The organism is Microbacterium sp. NPDC090003, from assembly GCF_044748385.1.
Taxonomy (GTDB): Bacteria; Actinomycetota; Actinomycetes; order Actinomycetales; family Microbacteriaceae; genus Microbacterium.
On the sequence record NZ_JBIVFW010000001.1, the window covers coordinates 2,336,900 to 2,353,264 of the forward strand.

12 protein-coding genes are annotated in these 16,365 nt (G+C 70.9%); all 12 read left to right on the forward strand.

The window, feature by feature from the left end:
• Nucleotides 1-2 precede the first annotated feature (2 nt).
• The 12 genes from ACIPVN_RS11280 to ACIPVN_RS11335 all read left to right on the forward strand — a co-directional run bounded on the left by ACIPVN_RS11280 (nt 3) and on the right by ACIPVN_RS11335 (nt 16,303).
• Nucleotides 3-1,820, forward strand: a complete 1,818-nt coding sequence (locus ACIPVN_RS11280; protein ID WP_400442796.1) for a dipeptide/oligopeptide/nickel ABC transporter permease/ATP-binding protein — start codon at nt 3-5, stop codon at nt 1,818-1,820.
• Nucleotides 1,817-2,584: an ABC transporter ATP-binding protein gene (locus tag ACIPVN_RS11285; RefSeq protein WP_400442797.1), complete on the forward strand. Its 768-nt coding sequence runs from the start codon at nt 1,817-1,819 to the stop codon at nt 2,582-2,584. The genes ACIPVN_RS11280 and ACIPVN_RS11285 overlap by 4 nt, the downstream gene beginning before the upstream one ends.
• Complete coding sequence (locus ACIPVN_RS11290) at nt 2,584-3,798, forward strand: M20 family metallopeptidase (protein WP_400442798.1); 1,215 nt, start codon at nt 2,584-2,586, stop codon at nt 3,796-3,798. The genes ACIPVN_RS11285 and ACIPVN_RS11290 overlap by 1 nt, the downstream gene beginning before the upstream one ends.
• A gap of 175 nt (nt 3,799-3,973) precedes the next feature.
• Nucleotides 3,974-4,555, forward strand: coding sequence for a hypothetical protein (locus ACIPVN_RS11295; protein ID WP_400442799.1), 582 nt, complete (start codon nt 3,974-3,976; stop codon nt 4,553-4,555).
• Nucleotides 4,556-4,800: 245 nt separating this feature from the next.
• Nucleotides 4,801-6,141, forward strand: a complete 1,341-nt coding sequence (locus ACIPVN_RS11300) for an MFS transporter (RefSeq protein WP_400442800.1) — start codon at nt 4,801-4,803, stop codon at nt 6,139-6,141.
• The gene (locus ACIPVN_RS11305) at nt 6,138-7,403 is read left to right on the forward strand and encodes a CaiB/BaiF CoA transferase family protein (protein ID WP_400442801.1); all 1,266 of its coding nucleotides are present in this window, start codon (nt 6,138-6,140) and stop codon (nt 7,401-7,403) included. The genes ACIPVN_RS11300 and ACIPVN_RS11305 overlap by 4 nt, the downstream gene beginning before the upstream one ends.
• On the forward strand, nt 7,403-8,176 hold the full coding sequence (locus ACIPVN_RS11310) for an enoyl-CoA hydratase/isomerase family protein (protein WP_400442802.1): 774 nt from the start codon (nt 7,403-7,405) through the stop codon (nt 8,174-8,176). Before ACIPVN_RS11305 ends, ACIPVN_RS11310 begins: the two co-directional genes overlap by 1 nt.
• 213 nt (nt 8,177-8,389) lie before the next feature.
• Nucleotides 8,390-10,321, forward strand: coding sequence for a helix-turn-helix domain-containing protein (locus ACIPVN_RS11315; protein ID WP_400442803.1), 1,932 nt, complete (start codon nt 8,390-8,392; stop codon nt 10,319-10,321).
• Nucleotides 10,322-10,748: 427 nt separating this feature from the next.
• Nucleotides 10,749-12,377: an ABC transporter substrate-binding protein gene (locus tag ACIPVN_RS11320; RefSeq protein ID WP_400442804.1), complete on the forward strand. Its 1,629-nt coding sequence runs from the start codon at nt 10,749-10,751 to the stop codon at nt 12,375-12,377.
• A gap of 157 nt (nt 12,378-12,534) precedes the next feature.
• Entirely contained in the window at nt 12,535-13,623 is a 1,089-nt protein-coding gene (locus ACIPVN_RS11325) for an ABC transporter permease (protein WP_400442805.1), read from the forward strand.
• A complete protein-coding gene (locus ACIPVN_RS11330) occupies nt 13,620-14,492 on the forward strand; it encodes an ABC transporter permease (protein ID WP_400442806.1) in 873 nt (290 codons plus the stop codon). The genes ACIPVN_RS11325 and ACIPVN_RS11330 overlap by 4 nt, the downstream gene beginning before the upstream one ends.
• Nucleotides 14,489-16,303: an ATP-binding cassette domain-containing protein gene (locus ACIPVN_RS11335; RefSeq protein ID WP_400442807.1), complete on the forward strand. Its 1,815-nt coding sequence runs from the start codon at nt 14,489-14,491 to the stop codon at nt 16,301-16,303. The genes ACIPVN_RS11330 and ACIPVN_RS11335 overlap by 4 nt, the downstream gene beginning before the upstream one ends.
• Nucleotides 16,304-16,365: the final 62 nt, after the last annotated feature.

Below are 16,365 nucleotides of genomic sequence, written 5' to 3' on the forward strand. Positions count from 1 at the left end.
ACATGTCCGTGCGCAAGAAGCTGCTCAACGCCACCGCGATCTCGGCGATCGTCGGAAGCGCGCTCCTGGTGTTCCTCGCCGTCGCCGGACCCACGATCTGGGGTCCCGCGGCCGACACGACCGACGTCTCCTCGCGCCTCCTCGGCGCGAGCGCCGCGCACCCGCTCGGCACCGACGAACTCGGCCGCGACATCCTCGCCCGCGTGCTCACCGCGACGCGCCTCACGCTGCTGCTCACTCTCGGCGCCACGGCGATCTCCCTCGTCGGCGGTATCGTCTTCGGCCTCGTGGCCAGCATCCTGCCGAAGTATCCGCGGCGCTGGTTCACCGGTCTCCTCGACATCCTCCTCGCCTTCCCGTGGCTGCTGATGGTGCTGTTCTTCACCGTCATCTGGGGGGCGACGGCGACCGGGGCGATGCTCGCGATCGGTTTCGCCGGCATCCCCTCGTTCGCCCGTCTCGTGTACAACCTGGCGTCATCCGTGTCGGGTCGCGACTACGTGCGGGCCGCCCGAGTCGTCGGCGTCGGCCCCGTCGGCATCCTGGTCAAGCACGTGCTGCCGAACATCGCCAACCCGTTCTTCGTGAACGCCGCGGCGACCGCGAGCGTCACGCTGCTGTCGTTCGCCGGTCTCTCGTTCCTCGGCCTCGGGGTGCAGGCGCCCGCCTACGACTGGGGCCGGATGCTGCAGGAGGGCATCCTGCGCATCTACGTCAACCCGCTCGCGGCGGTCGGACCCGGCATTGCGATCGTGCTCGCCGGCCTCGTCTTCACACTGCTCAGCGAGGCCGCCGCCGGCTCCCGCGGGTCGGGCTTCCGCGCGGTCGCCGCCCGGGCCGCCGGCGGGGTGACGATCACCTCGCGCCGGCGGAACCCTGCCCCGGCCGTCGCGGCGCCCGAGGGCGACGTGGTCGCCGAGATCACCGACCTGCACATCTCCTTCCCCACCGCCGACGGCGGCGTGGTCGAGCGGGTGCGCGGCGTCGACCTGCGGGTCGCCCGGGGCGAGATCGTCGGGATCGTCGGCGAGTCCGGATCGGGCAAGTCGCTCACCGCGATGGCGCTCGCCGGCCTCCTCGGCGACGACGCGATCATCGCGACCTCGGTGCACCGCTTCGACGACCTCGACATGACCGGTCAGTTGACGGCATCCGACCGTGCCCGCCTGGGCGTCGAACTCGGCATGATCTTCCAGGACCCGCTCACCTCGCTGAACCCCGCGCTCACCATCGGGCGCCAGCTCACCGAGGTGCCCGAGGTGCACATGGGCATGCGCCCGAAGGAGGCGCGTGAGCGCGCCGCCGACGCGCTGACCGCCGTCGGGATCCCGGATGCCGCGGGACGGCTGAAGCAGTATCCGCACGAGTTCTCCGGCGGCATGCGCCAGCGCGCCATGATCGGCATGGCGCTCACCGGCAAGCCGCGGCTGATCATCGCCGACGAGCCCACCACCGCACTCGATGTGACCGTGCAGCGTCAGGTGATGGGCGTGCTGCACCGGGCTCAGGAGGAGACGGGGGCGGCGATCGTCTTCATCTCGCACGACATCGCCCTCGTCTCGGCGTTCTGCGACCGGGTCATCGTGATGAAGGACGGGCGGATGGTCGAGAGCCTCGCCGCGGAGCGCATCCGCCAGGACGCGCAGCATCCGTACACCCGGGCGCTCATCGCCTGCCTGCCCGACATGACCAGCGACCGCACGCAGCCGCTGCCGGTGATCCCGCCGGAACTGATGCCCGAGGCGCTGGACGACTCCGCATCGGCGGAGGAACCGTCGGACGCCCGCGAGGACGCCCACGAGAAGGAGGTGCCGGTGTGAACGCACTCGAGATCACGGACCTGAGCGTCCGCTACGGCCGCACCCGCGTGGTCGAGAAGGTGAGCCTGTCGGTGCCGAAGGGTCGCACGGTCGGCCTCGTCGGCGAATCGGGGTCGGGCAAGAGCACCATCGCGGCCGCCGCCGTCGGGCTCGTGCGCCCCGAGTCCGGGTCGATCCGCGTCGACGGGGTGGAGACCGCGGTCGGCGGCTCCGCCGCGCGCCGCGCGCGCCGCCGTATGCAGCTCGTCTTCCAGGACCCGTTCTCGGCGCTCGACCCGCTCATGCCGATCGGCGACTCGATCGCCGAGGCCTTGCGCGCCACCGGCCGCCGCTGGACCCGTGCCGAGCGCATCGCCCGCGTGCGCGAACTGCTCGCCCAGGTGCACCTCGACCCCGACCGCGCGGGCGAACGCCCCGGCGCGTTCTCGGGAGGCCAGCGTCAGCGCATCACGATCGCGCGCGCGCTCGCCGGCGAGCCCTCGGTACTCATCGCCGACGAGGTCACCAGCGCCCTCGACGTCTCGGTGCAGGGCGCGATCCTCAACCTGCTGCGCGAGGTGCAGCAGGAGCTCGGGCTCTCGATGCTCTTCATCTCGCACAATCTCGCGGTCGTGCGATACATCAGCGACGAGGTCTGCGTCATGCGGCATGGCAAGCTGGTCGAGGCCGGGCCGACCGAAGCACTGCTCGCGAACCCCGCCGACCCCTACACGGAGGATCTGCTCGACGCGGTCCCCGTTCTCGGCGAGAGGATGCAGTTCTGATGGGTTCCGGTTCGGACGCGGGTTCTGGTTTCGACGGCGGGTTCGGTTCCGAGGCGGAGGAGCTGCGATCGCACCTCACCGCTGTGCGGCGCGAGCTGCACGGGGCGGTCGAGATCGGACTCGATCTGCCGAACACGCAGGCGATCCTGCTGCGCGAGCTCGATGGCCTCGGGCTCGAGATCAGCGTCGGGCAGTCGCTGTCGTCGATCACCGCCGTGCTGCGGGGTGGACGACCCGGACCCGTGGTGCTGCTGCGCGGCGACATGGACGGCCTGCCCATCACGGAGGCATCCGGTCTGCCGTTCGCGTCGACCTCGGGCGCGATGCACGCGTGCGGCCACGACCTGCACATGGCCGGAGTGCTCGGTGCCGTGCGGCTGCTGGCCGCCCGCCGCGACGAGCTGCCCGGAACGGTCGTCTTCATGTTCCAGCCCGGTGAGGAGGGGCAGGCCGGCGGTCGCATCATGATCGAGGAGGGCGTGCTCGATGCCGCCGGGTCGCGGCCGGTCGCGGCGTACGCGATCCATGTCGACAGCGCCACCCCGCGCGGGCAGCTCGTCACCCGCGAGGGCGCGATGATGGCGAGCGCCAGCGCGCTGCGCCTGACCCTGCACGGCACCGGCGGGCACGCGGCGTTCCCGCAGCTCGGCATCGACCCGGTGCCGGTGGCCGCGCAGCTCATCCTCGCGGTGCAGACCTTCGCTGCGCGTCGCCTGCCCGCCACCGACCAGGCCGTGATCTCGATCACGCGACTGAGCAGCGACTCCGAGGCGAGCAACGTGCTGGCGGCGACCGTCTCGCTCGAGGCCAACATCCGCACCCTGTCGATGCAGACCCTCGCCACGGTGCGCGAGCAGCTGCCGGTGATGCTGGCGGGCATCGCCGAGGCGAACGGATGCCGGTTGGAGTCCGAGTTCATCGCCTCGTACCCCGTGACCTACAACGACCCCGCCGAGACCCGCGAGGTGTTCGAGGTGCTCGACGAGCTCGTCGGCGAGGAGCGCGTGACGCGTCTCGCGGCGCCGTCGATGGCATCCGAGGATTTCTCCTACGTGCTGCAGGAGGTGCCGGGCGCCCTCGTGTTCGTCGGCGCCGCTCCCGACTCCGGCCCGATGCCGCTGCACTCCGAGCAGGCGATCTTCGACGACGAGGTGCTTCCGCTGCAGGCATCCGTTCTCGCCGAGCTCGCCTGGCGCCGGTTGCTGCGCGGCTGAGGCCGTCTGTACGCGGGGGCGCTCCGACAGGCTCAGCGACCCAACGGTGTGGCTCAGCGACCCAGTTCCGTAGCTCAGCGACCGAGTCTCAGCACTGGGTCCCTGAGCTTGTCGAAGGGCCCCAGCCCACGGCGCGGCTCGCGTCAGGAAACGGCTGCCTACTCGTCTTTTGAAAGTGACCTTCCGCACGCTTACCCGGCCGAACCCGCCCCGCTCTGCCGTGATCATCGCGCTTGCGGCCATGGTTCTCGGAGGATGCACCGCACCCGCGCCCGATGAGGACGAGTTCTCGCTCGGGGCGTGCGACCTGCTTGAAGCCGTGACCGTGGAGGCGATCGTCGGTGCCGGAGCGGGCAGCGAGGAGCATTCCGTCGACCAGGGGGCGCCGGCGGACAACTGGATCGTCTGCTCGTACAGTCCGGATGAGGGCGCTACGCGGCGCGAGCTCTACCTCCGTGTCGATCACAGTGGGCGCGATGATGCGGCCTTCTATGACGAGGTCTCTCCGACGTGCGATGACGGCATCCCTCTCGATGTGGAGGGCGCGATCGAGTACATCTGCGCGGACCCCCGAGCGGATGGGTCACGTGGGCCGCACGTCGTCGCTCTGTGGGCCGAGGATCTGAGATATCGCGCGAGCATCCAGGTCGTCGCATTCGAGAACGCGCCGACGGTCACCGATATGGCGGAGCCGCTCCGTGCCGCGGTACGAGACCTGATCGCCAATGTCGACGAGTCCGACTTCACCGACGACTGACTCCTGGCGCGCGTAACGCAGGAGATCTCGCGCAACGCAGGATCGAATCCCGCGGATGCTCCTGCGGAGCGCGAGATCTCCTCCGTTGTGCGCGGGGACGCTTCGACAGGCTCAGCGACCCAGTGGCGCGGAGAGCCATGTGTAGGCCACAGGTGTGTGCGACCGAGACATAGGCCCACGTCTCCCGCCCCTGACAGGCTGATCCCTGGCCGGCGTCAGCGGAGACGCCGCGGAAAGGGAACCCCATGACCTCGGCATCCACCGCCCGGCGCGACGCGCCTCCCGCGGAGCGCTCGCAGATCCGCACGATCGTCGCCTCGAGCGTCGTCGGCACGACCGTCGAGTGGTTCGACTTCTTCGCCTACTCGACGGCGGCGGCGCTGATCCTCAACAGCCTGTTCTTCCCCGACTACGACCCGTTGGTCGGCACCATCCTGGCGTTCGGCGGTATTGCGGTGGGCTACTTCGGCCGCCCGCTCGGATCGATCGTGTTCGGTCACTTCGGCGATCGCATCGGACGCAAGCGGATGCTCGTCATCTCGCTCGTCCTCATGGGTGTCGCCACGTTCCTCATCGGTCTCCTGCCGACGTACGCCGCGATCGGCGTCGCCGCTCCCATCCTGCTGATGGTGCTGCGGTTCGTGCAGGGCTTCGCCCTCGGCGGCGAGTGGGGCGGTGCGGTCCTGCTCGTCGTCGAGCACGCCGAGCCGCGCAAGCGGGCGTTCCTCGGGAGCTTCCCGCAGGTGGGTCTCGCGCTGGGCCTGACGCTGTCGACCCTCGTGTTCCTGCCGCTGGTCGCCCTTCCCGGCGATGCGTTCCAGGCGTGGGGCTGGCGCGTGCCGTTCCTGATCAGCGCGGTGCTGGTGCTGGTGGGCCTGTTCATCCGCCTGAAGATCAGCGAGACGCCCGAGTTCGAGAAGATGCGCGATGCCGGCAAGGCCGCCCGCGTGCCGCTGTGGGAGACGCTCAAGACGCACCCCGGTCAGGTCCTCTTCGCCGCTCTCAGCTTCGCCGTGATCGGCGCGGTCTTCTACATGCTGTTCACGTTCAGCCTCACGTACGGCACCCAGTTCGTCGGGCACACGCAGCCCGAGATGCTGACGATCGCGACGATCTGCTCGCTGCTGGCGCTGGTGGGGCTGCCGCTCGCCGGGGGGTTGGCCGACCGCGTCGGGGTCGCGAAGGTCTTCGCCTCCGGCACGATCCTCTCGGTGCTCCTCGCGTTCCCGGCGTTCTGGCTGATCGACACGGGCAGCCTCGCCGCCGCCTACGTCGCGTACATCGCGACCACGATCGGCTTCTGCGCGACCTACGGCACGCTCGGCGTGCTCTACGCGCAGGCGTTCGACGTGCGCATCCGCTACACGGGCATGTCGCTCGCGCTCGGGATCGGCACCATCGCCGGGTCGGCGTTCGTGCCGATCATCTATCTCGAGCTGCTCGACGTCTTCGGCGGCTCGTGGGCGATCGCGCTCTACATGGTCGTCGCGGGTGTCGTCACCCTCGTCTCGGTCGCCCTGCTGCACCGTCTCACCCGTCGCGCCGCCCGGCGCGACTCCGCCGTCTCGGAAGGATCCTCTCGATGATCGACGACACCACGCGCGCCCTGCTCGCCGGACTCGGAGGAGTGGATGCCTCGCCCGGCTCTCTCGCGGGTGTGGTGGTGGTCGACGTGACACGCGTCGTCGCCGGTCCGTACTGCTCGATGATCCTGGCCGACCTGGGCGCGACGGTCATCAAGGTCGAGAATCCCGGCGACCCCGACTACACGCGCACTTTCCCGCCGATGCTGCCGCGCGAGGAGGCCGAGCCGCTGAGCGGATTCTTCGCGCAGTACAACCGCAACAAGCTCGGCGTGACGCTGAACCTGAAGAGCCCGGGAGCGACCGAGGTGCTCGACCGGCTCGTGGAGCGCGCCGACGTGCTGGTCGAGAACTTCCGCCCCGGCACGATGGAGCGGCTCGGACACGGCTACGAGCGCCTGCGCAAGGTGAATCCGAAGCTCGTCTACGCGGCGCTCAGCGGCTACGGGCAGTCGGGCCCGTACCGGCTGCGACCCGCCTACGACAACAGTGCGCAGGCCACCGGCGGGCTGTGGTCGATGAACGGCGAGGCCGGAGGCCCGCCCACCCGCGTCGGCACGATCATCGGCGACCTCGCCGCCAGCCTCTACGGAGTGATCGGAGTGCTCGCGGCGCTCCGGCACGCCGAGCAGACGGGCGAGGGGCAGCTCGTCGACATCTCGCAGCAGGACTCCGTGCTCACCCTCACCGAGAACGCGGTCGTGTCGTACACCGTCGACGGCGTCGTGCCGAAGCCGCTCGGCAACCAGCATCCGTTCGTGCGCCCCTACGAGCTGTTCCCGTGCGCCGACGGATTCGTGTTCTTCGGCGGCTACACCGACAAGTTCTGGCGCATCTCGTGCGAGACCTTCGGCAGCCCGGCCGACTGGGACGACAACCCCGACCTGCACACCATGGCCACCCGGTTCGACGCCGAGGTCTACCAGGAGAGGGTGAAGCCGATGGTCGTGCACTGGTTCGCCGACCGCACCAAGGCCGAACTCGAGGCGCTCGCCGGAGACCTCGTGCCGCTGAGCGCGGTGAAGGACATCGGCGAAGTGGTCGAGGATCCGCAGATCGCGGCGCGCGGCATGATCGTCGACACCGACTACCCCGGCCACGGATCGCTGCGCACCTTCGGGTCGCCGGTGAAGCTCGACCGCACCCCGCCGCGGACCGCGGGGCTGGCACCCGACATGGGGCAGCACACCGATCGCGTGCTGGGGGAGTTCCTCGGCTACTCGGCCGACGAGGTCGCCGCGCTGCGCACGGGCGGCACGATCTGATGGGCATCCGTCTCGACCGCTCGGGCGGCATCGGCGTCATCACGATCGACCGCCCCGAGAAGCTCAATGCTCTGACGCTGGCGATGTACGACGAGCTCGGCGCCGCGTTCGCCGAGGTGCAGGGCGACCCGCGCATCGGCGTGGCGGTGCTGACGGGCGCGGGGGAGCGCGCGTTCTGCGTGGGTGCCGACCTGGGCGAGTCGATCCCGGCGCTCACCGAGGAACGATTCGACATCAGTGAGTGGGACGCCGCGCACCAGAAGCACTCGACGCTCGAGAAGCCGGTGGTGGCCGCGATCAACGGACTGTGCCTCGGGGGCGGGTTCGAGATCATGCTGTCGACCGACATCCGTCTCGCCTCCGCCGAGGCGCAGTTCGCGCTGCCCGAGACCGGGGTCGGCGTCGTGCCCGCTGGCGGCACGCTCGTGCGGCTCATCCGGCAGATCCCCTACGCGTTCGCGATGGACCTCATGCTGCGCGGCGACCGCATCGACGCCGAGACCGCGCTGCGGTACGGGCTCGTGAACCGGGTGGTCGAGGCATCCGCCCTGCACGACGAGGCGCTCGCCGTCGCCGAGCAGCTGCTGACCAAGAGCGCGACGGCGCTGGCGACCGTGAAGCGCGCCGTGCGGGCGCTCGCCGACCTGCCCGAGCCCGAGGCGTTCCGTCTCGAAGCGGTGCTCGGGCAGCAGGCGTTCGCGAGCGACGACGCACGAGAGGGCCTGGCAGCCTTCGCCGAGCGCCGCCCGCCGCGGTTCCCGTCGCGGGGCTGAACCCGTAGAAGGGTCCTTCCCGCATGACTGGTCCCTGAGCCTGTCGAAGGGCCATTCGCGTCGAAACCCATCACGCCCGTCGAAACCCACCGCGCCCGACGTCGCGGAAGGTGGGTCTCGACGCGATCTGTGGGTCTCGACGAGATCGCTCGGGCATCGCGCAGATACCCGGGGGAACCGGGCCCGTGGGAAGGTGGGGGTGAGAGGAGCCTCATGGTCGAGAAAGCCGCGTCGGAGCTCGTGCGCGAGGTCGTCGCCGCCGTGCGCGCCGAGCCGGGGGAGCGGATGCCGGCGCTCACGCAGTTGCTCACCGAGGCGGAGGCCGCGGCATCCGAGGTCGAGGACATCCTCGCGGCGGTGCAGGAGTCGCAGCAGCAGACCGCGCGGCTGCGGCGGCGCACCGTCGAACTCGAGGCCCTGTTCTCGACCGCGCGCGAACTCGTGCGGCTGCAGGACGTGACCGATGTGCTGCGCCGCCTCGTCGAGCGCGCGCACGAACTCATGGGCACCGACGTCACGTACCTCTCGGAGGTCGACAACGCACAGGGCGATCTGCGCGTGCGGTACTCGGCGGGCACGGTGACGCCCGAGTTCCGCGACCTGCTCGTGCCCGCCGGGTTCGGCCTCGCGAGCCTCGTCGCCGATTCCCGCGAGCCGGTCTGGGTGCGCGAGTACACGCGGATGGCGGATGCTCCGCACGATCCCGCCATCGACGGTGCGGTCGCGCGCGAGGGGCTCGTGTCGTTCCTCGGGGTGCCGTTGGCCGTCGGTGACGAGGTGCTCGGGGCGCTGTTCGCCTGCAACCGCTTCGCCCACGACTTCACCCCCGATCAGGTGCTGCTGCTCTCGGCATTCGCCGATCATGCCGCCGCCGTGCTGCACAGTGCCCGCGTACTCGCCGAGAGCGCGGCCGCCCGCGCACGCGCCGAAGAGGCCTACGCCGAGCTGCAACGCCACCTCGCCGCGACGCAGATCGTCGGCGGGATCCACGAAGAGCTCACCGCCGCCGTCGTCTCGGGGGCGACCCTGATCGATCTCGTCGCGACGGTGTCGGATCGGCTGGGGCGGCGTGTGCGCGCGGTCGACGAGGCGGGGATTCCTCTCGATGCGGGCGCGGACGCCCGTGCCGGCCTGCCGCGTCGTCGTCCGCTCACCGATGCGATCCGGGAGAGCCGCGCGAGCGGGCATGCCGTCGCGGTGCTCGACGGGGAGCGCCGGTGGCTGGTGGTCGCGATCCTCGGTGCCGACCGTGTGCTCGGCGCGATCGTCGCCGACGACGAGGCGGGGCCTCGGCAGAACGCTCGGGCCGACGAGGTCGCCCTGCCCGACGACGTCACCCGCCCCACGCTCGAGCGCGCCGCGCAGGTCGCCGCCCTGGTCTCCTTCAAACGCGACGCCGTCTCGGCGATCCGCGCCGAACGCCGGGCACGCGTGCTCGGTGCGGTGCTCGACGGGACGGCCGAGGCATCCGCTCTCTCCACCGAGGTCGCGCACCCGCTCGTCGGCGCGGCGGCGATCGACGTACGCGGACGCGAGGGGGCGCTGACCGTGGCCGCGGATGCCGTCGGCGACGACGGGCTCGTCGCGGTGCGCGAACACGGGCTCGTGGTCGCGTGGACGGCATCCGTCGGCGAGACCGACATCGTGGCAGCGACCGAGCGGGTACGGCGCACGCTCTCCCAACGACTCGACGAGCCCGGGGTCACCGCGGTCGTCGGCGCGACGGTCGAGGGTCTGCCGGCGCTGCGCACGTCGGTCGAGCGCGCGGTGCGCGACCTGCGGTTCCTCGCGCCGCTCGGGGTGTCGGGGGCGACCGTGCGATCGGACGACTTCGCGCCGTACCACGTGCTCTCCTCGGGGGAGCCGGAGGCCGCCGCCCGATTCGTCGACGGCGTGCTCGGGCCGGTGCGCGGGTGGGACGATCGGCGGGGCACGGCGCTCGTCGAGACCCTCGTCGCGTACTTCGACGCGGGGGAGAGTCGCCAGGGCGCGGCCAGCAGGTTGCGGGTGCACACGAACACGGTGCAGCAGCGCCTCGACCGGATCTGGACGCTGCTCGACGGCGACCCCGCCGATGCCGAGTACCGCTTCCGCCTGCAGGCTGCGGTGCGCCTGGAGCGCCTCCGCCGGGAGTTGCTCCGCTGAGGCGGTGCCCCGCGGCATCCGTTCGGGAGGAGTTCTCGCGTTCGGCAGGGCTGGAACGGCGGATGCCTCCTGTCGAGCGCGAGTTCTCCTCCGCAGCGGTTGACCCCGCACAACTTCGGAGATTCGGAGCGGCGCGCCGGGGCGGAGCATCCGTCGGCGGGGTGTCGTCGCGGAACTCCGGAGTTGTGCGGGCGGGGCGCGTCGACAGGCTCATCGACCCCGTGGTCAGCCTCGACCTCGAAACTAGGGCCCCTGAGCCTGTCGGAGGGCCCCACCCCGAAGAAGCGCCGACCCTATCGGAACGGATGCGGCAACTCACCCGTGTGACGCAATCTGACGCACGGTGTCGCCGCGTGTAGCCCGGCGCGACGAGCATCCGTGCGCCTGGATAGCGTCGGAAGCCCGTGCCGACCCGAGAGGACCCATCGTGGCATCCGGAATCCCCCGTCGCCTCGGCGCTGCCGTCGCAGCAGCCGTCGTCACCGCTCTGACCCTGACCGCCTGCGCGTCGGCCGCCCCCGAATCCTCGGGTGACAGCGGCGAGCCGGTCACCGGCGGCGACCTCGTCGTCGCGGCGCGTTCCGAACCGCCGCAGCTCAACCCGCTCGTCGACCAGATGGGCGGCGCGCACGTGCTCACCCCGGTCGTCGACTCGCTCGTGTGGGACAACGGCGACGGCACCTACGGCTCGTGGCTCGCCACCGACTGGGAGGTGTCCGACGACGCCCGCGTGTACACGTTCACGCTGCGCGACGACGTGACCTTCCATGACGGCACCCCGTTCGACGCCGAAGCCGTGAAGGTCAACTTCGACTACGTGGCCGACCCGGCCAACAAGTCCACGGGTTCGGTCGCGAAGCTCGGACCGTCGGCCGAGGTGGTCGACGAGTACACCGTGCGCATCACGCTGGAGCAGCCGGAGTCGAGCTTCCTCACGCTGATCGCCGCCCCGTACTTCGGCATCGTGTCGCCGACACAGCTGCTCGACGACCCCGACTCGCTCGCGTCGACCGTGGTCGGCACCGGACCGTTCGTCTTCGACGAGTGGGTCAAGGGTCAGAGCATCAGCTACGTGCGCAACGACGACTACGACTGGGGCCCGGAAGGCACCCACGAGGGCGCCGCGTACCTCGACAAGATCACCTACCGCTTCCTGCCCGAGGACCAGACGCGCTACAACGCGCTGCTCACGGGCGAGGCCGACATCGTCGATTACATCGCCCCCGAGTACGCCGAAGACGTGAAGGCCGACGACCGCTACGAGTCCGACGAGTTCCTGCTGCCGGGAGTCGGCTTCACCCTGCACCTGAACACGCGCACCGCGCCGTTCGACGACGTGAACGTGCGTCGCGCGCTGCTCACGGGCATCGACCGTGAGGCGATCGTCAAGAGCGCCACCTTCGGCGCGTACCCCGTGCAGGAGTACTTGGCGACCACGACCCCCGACTACAAGAAGGATCTCGAGAACGTCATCGAGTTCGACGCGGATGCCGCGGGCGCGCTGCTCGACGAGGCCGGCTGGACCGAGACGGATGCCGAGGGCTACCGCACCAAGGACGGCGAGCGCCTGAGCACCACCGTGCCCTACGCCGACAACGACCAGCTCGCGCAGCGCACGCTGGAGCAGGTGCAGATCGACGCCAAGGAGCTCGGCTTCGAGCTGGTGCTGCAGCCGGTCCCGGCCGCGGACTTCTCGCAGCGCCTCTACACCGGCGAGTACGGCATCATGCCGTCGTTCCAGTCGGAGGCGACCGGTATGCAGCTGTGGCGCCTGTACGGCGGCGACAACGTGTCGGACGGATCGTCGATCGGTTCGAACGCCTCGTTCCTGGCGGATGCCGAGCTCGACGGCATCCTGGCCCAGGCGCGCGCCAGCGCCGACCCGACCGCCCGCGCCGAGTTCTACGGACAGGCGCAGGAGCTGCTGCCCTCGCTCGCCCCGTCGATCCCGCTGTACTCGCGGGCCCGCGTGGTGGCGTGGCAGCCGACCGTGCACGGCGTCGCGTGGGACTACGCGTGGCCGCAGCCGTACCTGTTCGACGCCTGGAAGAACTGACCTTCGCAGGGCGACCGCCCCGGGATGCTTCGACAGGCTCAGCAACCCAGGGCGGTCGCTCTTGGCCGCCCGGTGTCTGAGCAGGTCGAAAGAGCTGTTCGGTACTGGGTCCCTGAGCCTGTCGAAGGGCCCCGCCCCGCATGACGAGAGGAACGACATGAGCACGGTCTGGCGAGTACTGCGCCGTCTCGGCGTGAGCCTGATCACGCTGTGGGGCGCGGCGACCCTCACGTTCTTCGCGCTGCGGCTCGTGCCGGTCGACCCGGCGTTCGCGATCCTCGGCGCCGGCCAGCAGCAGGTCGACATCAGTCCCGAGGTGCTCGCCGTCGTGCGGCAGGAGTACCACCTCGACGAACCGCTGATCGTGCAGTACTTCCTCTACCTCGGTCGTCTGCTGCGCGGAGACCTCGGCATGTCGTACGTGCAGGAGCAGCCGGTCGCTCCGCTGCTCGCCGCGCAGGCGGGTCCGACGATCGCCTTGGCGCTCGCCGCGATCGTGCTCGCCGTCGTGATCTCCCTCGCCGGGGGCGTGCTGACCGCCGGCCGGCGTCTGCCCAGCTGGATCTCGTCGGGCGTCGAACTGGTGCTCGCCTCGACCCCGGTGTTCTGGCTCGGCTTCGTGCTGATGCTGGTGTTCGCCGTGTGGCTGCGCGCGCTCCCCATCCTCGACAGCGGCGATCTGCGCTCGCTCGTGCTCCCCGCGCTCACCCTCGCCCTGCCGACGGCCGCCCTGCTGCTGCAGGTGCTGCGGCAGTCGCTCGACGACGCGCTCGAGCAACCCTTCATCCTCTCGGCGCGTGCGCGCGGGCTCGGATCGCTCGCCGTGACCGTGCGGCACGCGCTCCGCCACGCTGCGGTGCCGTATCTGACCATGCTCGGGTTCTCGTTCGGAGCCCTGCTCGGCGGCGCCGCGATCACCGAGACCCTGTTCAGCCGCCCCGGGCTCGGACGTCTGCTCGTCGACTCGGTGGCCTCGCAGGACATCCCGGTCGTGATCGGCGTCGTACTCGTCGGCACCGCGGTGTTCATCCTCGTCAACACCCTCGTCGACCTCTCGTACGCGCTCGTCGATCCGCGGGTGCGCGACGCCGATCGGGCGATCGGCGGGCCGATCGAGTCCGCCGATGCAGCTTCCGGAGCAACGGATGCCGCAGTCGCGGATGCCGCCTCCGCCGCCGATGCCACCGACCCGGCCGCAGCATCCGCCGCAGGCCGCACGACCGTCGAGAGGGAGGCCACCCGATGAGCGGGGGAGTCGTCGCCGGGGCCGTCACCGCGCGGCAGCACGTGCGCTGGCGCGGCTGGGTGCGCCTGGCCGCCGACATCGGCACCCTGCTGTGCGCGCTGGTGCTGGTGCTGTTCGTGCTCGCCGCGCTCTGGCCGCAGCTGCTCACGGGGCAGGACCCGCTGGCCGCCGACCGGGCGTTGATCCTGGCGCCTCCCGGGCCGGGGCATCCGCTCGGCACCGACGAGATCGGGCGCGACGTCTACGCCCGCATCGTGTTCGGTGCGCGCAGCTCGCTCGTGCTCGGGTTCGGCGCGGTGCTCATCTCGCTCTTCTTCGGAACGATCCTCGGCCTCGTCGCCGGCCTGTCGAACCGGGTGATCTCGACCGTGACCCTGCGGCTGACCGACATCGGCGCGGCGTTCCCCGAACTCGTGCTCGCGATCCTCATCCTGGCGCTCTTCGGCGGGGGGCTCGCCACCGCCACCATCGCGATCGGTATCGCCGGCATCCCCTATTACGTGCGCGTCGTGCGCGGCGAGACGCTGCGCGTGCGCACCTCGACCTTCATCGAGGCATCCCGCGGAATGGGTCTGCCGCGCGCCCGCGTGCTCGGTCGGCATCTGCTGCCGAACGCCGTGCGCCCGGTCGTCGTGATCGCGACGATCGGTCTCGGCGGGGCGACGCTCGCGGGCGCCGCCCTGTCGTTCCTCGGTCTCGGCAGCCCGCCGCCCACTCCCGAATGGGGATCGATGCTCTCGAACGCGCGCAACTTCCTGACGCTGGGGTGGTGGGCCGCGGTGTTCCCCGGTCTCGCGATCACCCTCTTCGTCATCAGCACGACCGTGCTCGGTCGTCGCCTGCAGGCACGTCTGGAGGGCCGCGGATGAGCGCGCTGATCCGCGTCGAGGGCCTGACCGTGTCCTTCGGCGGGCGTACGGCCGTCGAGGGCGTCGGGTTCGAGATCGCGCCGGGCGAGTGCGTCGCGCTGGTCGGCGAGTCGGGGTCGGGCAAGTCCGTCAGCGCGCGCAGCCTGCTCGGGCTGGTCGGCACGGGGTCGCGGGTCGATGCCGCGGTGCTCGAGATCGACGGCGTCGATGCGCGTCGGCTCACCGAACGTCGCTGGCGTCGCATCCGCGGCCGCCGCATCGGGTACATCCTGCAGGACGCCCTGTCGTCGCTCGACCCGCTGCGCACGGTCGGCAAGGAGGTGCGCGAGGCGATCGCCGCGACCGGCGGTCCGCGCGGACGAGACGGCCGCGAACGTGCGCTCGAACTGCTGCGCCGCACCCACGTGCCCGATCCCGAGACGCGTATCGACGAGCGTCCGGCGCAGCTCTCGGGGGGTCAGCGTCAGCGCGCGCTCATCGCCACCGCGCTCGCCGGGGACCCCGCCGTGCTCATCGCCGACGAGCCGACCACCGCGCTCGACGTGTCGGTGCAGAAGCAGATCCTCGCGCTCTTCGGCGAGCTCAAGCAGCAGGGCATCGCGCTGCTGCTCATCAGCCACGACCTCGCCGTGGTGTCGCAGCTCGCCGATCGCGTGCTCGTGCTGCAGGGCGGCGCCGTGGTGGAGTCGGGCGAGACCGCCGACGTGCTCTCGAATCCCGAGCATCCGTACACCCGCTCCCTGATCGACGCCGCGCCGCGGTTCGAGGGCGGCTCGGCCCCGCACGACTTCGGAGATTCGACCGGACACACCGGGGCGCAGCATCCGATCTCCGGGGTGTCGCCTCAGATCTCCGAAGTTGTGCAGGGAACGGATGCCGTCACCGACTCGGATGCCGTGACGGAAACCGGGTCCCTGACGGAAACTGGGTCCCTGAGCCTGTCGAAGGGCCCCGCCCCGCACGACTTCGGAGATTCGACCGGACACGCCGGGGCGCAGCATCCGATCTCCGGGGTGTCGCCTCAGATCTCCGAAGTTGTGCAGGCAGTGGAGGCGTCCGTGGCATCCGATGTCGTGCTCGCCGCCGACCACGTCAGCAAGACCTTCCGGCTCCCGGGCGGTGGCTCCCGTCCAGCGGTGAAGGACGTCTCGATCGCCGTGCGCCGCGGGCGCTCGCTCGGCGTGGTGGGCGAATCGGGATCGGGGAAGACGACGGTCGCACGCATCCTGGCCGGGTTCGAGACCGCGGATGCCGGCACCGTCCGACGTGCGAGCGACGACCCGCGCGACGTGCAGTTCGTCTACCAGGACCCGGGGTCGTCGTTCGACCCGCGGTGGACCGCCGGACGGCTTCTCGACGAGGCGATCGGGCTGCGGCATCCGTCTCTGTCGCGCGCCGAGCGCGGGGCGCGAGTGCGGGACTGGCTCGACCGCGTCGGACTCCCGGCGGACTTCGCCGACCGCCGACCGTCGTCGCTCTCGGGCGGTCAGCGCCAGCGGCTCGGCATCGCCCGGGCACTCGCCGTGGAGCCGGCGGTGGTCGTGCTCGACGAACCGGTGTCGGCGCTCGACGTGGCGGTGCAGAAGCAGATCCTCGAGCTGATCGCGCGCCTGCAGGCCGAGACCGGCGTCGGCTACCTCTTCATCTCGCACGACCTCGGTGTGATCCAGAAGGTCTGCGACGAGGTCGTGGTGCTGCAGGGCGGCGTGGTGCGTGAACAGGGCCCCACGTCGCAGGTGCTCCGTGCTCCCGCCGACGCCTACACGCGCCTGCTGATCGACGCCGTGCCGTCGCTTCCGGTGTCCGGCTGACCCTCCTCTTGCCCGCACCGGTCGCGCGAGTGGTCGGTTTCGGCGCTGAGATCAGCCCTTCG

Excerpts from the sequence above, each read along its gene's own strand:
- ACIPVN_RS11280 (WP_400442796.1), top strand. The coding sequence starts at position 3 with ATGTCCGTGCGCAAGAAGCTGCTCAACGCCACCGCGATCTCGGCGATC.
- ACIPVN_RS11290 (WP_400442798.1), top strand. The coding sequence starts at position 2,584 with ATGGGTTCCGGTTCGGACGCGGGTTCTGGTTTCGACGGCGGGTTCGGT.
- ACIPVN_RS11300 (WP_400442800.1), top strand. The coding sequence starts at position 4,801 with ATGACCTCGGCATCCACCGCCCGGCGCGACGCGCCTCCCGCGGAGCGC.
- ACIPVN_RS11305 (WP_400442801.1), top strand. The coding sequence starts at position 6,138 with ATGATCGACGACACCACGCGCGCCCTGCTCGCCGGACTCGGAGGAGTG.
- ACIPVN_RS11310 (WP_400442802.1), top strand. The coding sequence starts at position 7,403 with ATGGGCATCCGTCTCGACCGCTCGGGCGGCATCGGCGTCATCACGATC.
- ACIPVN_RS11315 (WP_400442803.1), top strand. The coding sequence starts at position 8,390 with ATGGTCGAGAAAGCCGCGTCGGAGCTCGTGCGCGAGGTCGTCGCCGCC.
- ACIPVN_RS11325 (WP_400442805.1), top strand. The coding sequence starts at position 12,535 with ATGAGCACGGTCTGGCGAGTACTGCGCCGTCTCGGCGTGAGCCTGATC.
- ACIPVN_RS11330 (WP_400442806.1), top strand. The coding sequence starts at position 13,620 with ATGAGCGGGGGAGTCGTCGCCGGGGCCGTCACCGCGCGGCAGCACGTG.
- ACIPVN_RS11335 (WP_400442807.1), top strand. The coding sequence starts at position 14,489 with ATGAGCGCGCTGATCCGCGTCGAGGGCCTGACCGTGTCCTTCGGCGGG.